The following is a 3,189-nucleotide window of genomic DNA, read 5'->3' as shown; positions in this document are numbered from 1 at the left end:
TAGAATAATCTTAACTTGACAGAAAAAATTTACACAAAGGACTTGACAGACCCCCCATAAAAGGGCCTTCCTTTTAGTCGACTGACCGTTAGGCCCGGTTGTTCGGTTTTCGCCGCCGTAGGTGGCATTATAAAATCATTGCCCGCAGGGCAATCCACAACCCTCGGCGGCGAAGCCGCCGTCAAACCTAAGAACCCTCCGGCCCAGCGGGCCGGTCAACCTTAAGAACCTTCGGGCCCTGCGGGCCCGCCCCCTTTGGTACTGCGTACCACCTTCCCACCCGCGTGCGGTGGGACAATAAATGGAGCGCACAACCCTCTGAACCCGGGCCGCACCGCAGCCTCCGTGCAGTGATATAATAGGAAAAGATTTTAAGGGAAAGGAAGGAGGAAAAGAATGAACAGCCGCTTTTTTATCGTATTTGCCGACATCCTTCTGCCTCTCCTCCTGGGCATGGTACTCCGGCGGTGGGGGCTGTCCCGGGAAATCCTCCGCATGGTGATCAGAGCCAACGTGGTGGTGATTGCCACCTTTCTGTCTCTGGTGTCCTTCTGGTCCGTTCATGTGACGAAGGAACTCCTTTGGCTTCCCATTTCTATTATCCCCATCTGTTTCATCCCCGTCCTCATTTTCTATGGTATCCAGAAAAACCGTTTCCATAACCCTTTGGACCAGGGAAGCTACATGATTTCCATGATGCTGGGAAATATAGGCACCCTGGCGGGCCTCTGCGCCTACGTCCTCTTTGGGGAGAAGGGATTTGCCTATGTGCAGCTCATCGCCGTGCCCCAGATACTGGTAATCGTCCTTTTCTGCTTTCCCATGGCCCAGCGGTTTTATGAAATGGGAACAGGCAGCGGCGATAAAGGAGAAAAGACGAATTTCCTCCGTCTCCTTCTTACGCCAAACCAGCTTCCTGCCCTGGGCGTAGCGGCAGGACTTTTCCTCTCCGGCCTTCACGTGGAAAGACCGGAAGCGGTGGGGACCCTTTTTACCGTCCTCATCCATGTGAGCGCCTGGATGGGCATGATGCCCGTGGGCTACGACCTCCGCCTGGGCAGCGTAGGCACCTATGCCCTCAAACTGTGGCCCATTTTCCCGGTGAAATTTATCCTTCTTCCTGCCATCCTCTACGGTTTGACCATTCTTTTCGTGAAAGATCCCGCCATGATTACCTGCGTCGTCCTCTCCGCCGGCGCACCGACTGCCATCTTCGCCGTAGCCGCCTCCCAGCTCTATGGCCTCAACGTGGACATGGCAGAATCCTCCTTCGTCACCACCACCCTGACCTTCCTCTTCGTCCTCTATCCTTTGGTGTACTGGTGGGTGGGGATGTGATCGGGGAGCGCCTGACGGCGCGATCGGGATCGAGATCGGGATCGGGGGCCGCCTGCGGGCGATGGAAAAGCAGCACCCCCTTTGGTGGCTGCGCCACCACCTTTCCCCCAGCAGAGCTGGGGGCACTATGGATGCTCAGCAATGTGCCACATGACTCTGCAGGAAAGCTTAGAGAGATTTATTCTCCCCCCCCCCTGAATAGGGTGGCAAGCGAACTTGGTTCGTAGGGGAGCAAAGCGACCTGAGAACCAAGTGAGACGCTTTCCCGTGGAGGGAGTCCGGCGCAGCCGAATAGGGGGTGGCCGCGTAGCGGCCAATTCAGCAGAATGTTCAGCGTGATTTATGTAGCACAAAGCAAGCTCCGTAACGCCCTTGTATCCCCTTGAGGGGAAGAGGGCCACGAAGTGGCGCAGGGGTGTACGAGGCTGAGCAGCGAAATGATACTCTATGCGTTTCTGCCTGTCGCAAGGCAGCTTTCTGCAGGGAGATTTCTCGACTCCCTTTCACTGGCTCCGTGAAGCTATGATGATTCATACCGGCTTGTACCTTCGCTCGAAATGACGGGGGAGCCATAGTGGCACTAAAGCAAATCCCGTAACGCTGACTTCATAATCATTGCCGCGCAGCGGCTATCCACAACCCTCGACGGCGAAGCCGCCGTCAAACCTAAGAACCCTCCGGCCAGCGGGCCGGTCAATCTTAAGAACCTTCGGGCCCGCCCCCTTTGGTGGCTGGCGCCACCACCTTCCCTCCCCGCAGGCGGGTGGGACAATAGGATGGGGAGGAACCCTGGCCGCGAAGCGGCCTTTTTTACATTTCCGGAACAGAAGTGTATAATAAAAGCATTATTTATTTAAAAGAAGTATGGGAGAGAAAAGGAAACTTTTCAGGGGAGGGCTTATGAAAGAAGAAACCACGCGGGCCAAGGGCCAGTTTATTTTTGCTATGATGATTTTCGGCACACTGGGGATTTTTATCCGGTACATTCCCCTGCCTTCTACGGTGATTGCAGAGGCGAGGGGGATTCTGGCCACCCTGTTTCTTCTTGTGGTGGTTCTTCTCCGCCATTCTTCCATTTCAAAGGAAGCGGTGAAACGGAATTTCAAATTTCTTTTCTTTTCCGGCGCCGCCATCGGAATCAACTGGATTCTTCTCTTTGAGGCCTACCGGTACACCACCGTGTCCACCGCCACCCTGTCCTACTACATGGCGCCGGTGTTCGTGATTCTGGCGTCTCCCTTTGTAGTGAAGGAAAGGCTGACGGCGATGAAATTTCTCTGCGCCCTGGCTGCCTTTGGGGGCATGGTCCTTATTTCCGGTGTCCTGACAGAGCCGGGGGAGGGGGTTACCTTCAAAGGCATCGGCTTTGGCCTGGGAGCGGCGGCCTTTTATGCTTCCGTCATGCTGCTGAACCAGTTTCTGAAGGACATCAGCGCCTACGATATGACCATCACCCAGCTGGGCCTGGCGTCCCTGGTGCTCCTGCCCTATACCCTTCTTACGGAAAACCTGGCCGCCCTGCCCTGGGCGCCTGTGACGGTGATTCTTCTTCTTACCGTAGGCATCGTCCATACAGGCATTACCTATACCCTCTACTTCGGCAGCATGGCCGGCCTCCACGCCCAGACCGCCGCCCTCTTCAGCTACATCGATCCCATCGTGGCTATCATCCTATCCGCCTGCTGGCTGGGAGAACCCCTGGGCGCCGCCGGCCTTGCCGGAGCCGTCCTCATCCTGGGCTCCACCGTGGTGAGCTCTTTGGGGACACGCCTGCGGAGTGAGGGTTGACGGGCCCTGTGGGCGTGCAGCCGCGGAGCGGCTGGGATCGAAGATCGGGATCGAGGATCGGGG

At 56.5% G+C, this 3,189-nt stretch carries 2 protein-coding genes; both read left to right on the top strand.

Going from position 1 to position 3,189, the window contains the following annotated elements; translation table 11 throughout:
- Nucleotides 1-396 precede the first annotated feature (396 nt).
- Entirely contained in the window at nucleotides 397-1,338 is a 942-nt protein-coding gene (locus Q0482_RS00030; protein ID WP_299141846.1) for a hypothetical protein, read from the top strand.
- A gap of 900 nt (nucleotides 1,339-2,238) precedes the next feature.
- Nucleotides 2,239-3,126: a DMT family transporter gene (locus Q0482_RS00025; RefSeq protein WP_299141844.1), complete on the top strand. Its 888-nt coding sequence runs from the start codon at nucleotides 2,239-2,241 to the stop codon at nucleotides 3,124-3,126.
- Nucleotides 3,127-3,189 lie beyond the last annotated feature (63 nt).

This window comes from uncultured Dialister sp., from assembly GCF_937959425.1.
Lineage (GTDB): Bacteria > Bacillota > Negativicutes > Veillonellales > Dialisteraceae > Dialister.
The sequence above is the reverse complement of the archived record's forward strand: the minus strand, read 5'-3'. Positions and strand labels throughout refer to the sequence as shown.

Excerpts from the sequence above, each read along its gene's own strand:
- Q0482_RS00030 (WP_299141846.1), top strand. The coding sequence starts at position 397 with ATGAACAGCCGCTTTTTTATCGTATTTGCCGACATCCTTCTGCCTCTC.
- Q0482_RS00025 (WP_299141844.1), top strand. The coding sequence starts at position 2,239 with ATGAAAGAAGAAACCACGCGGGCCAAGGGCCAGTTTATTTTTGCTATG.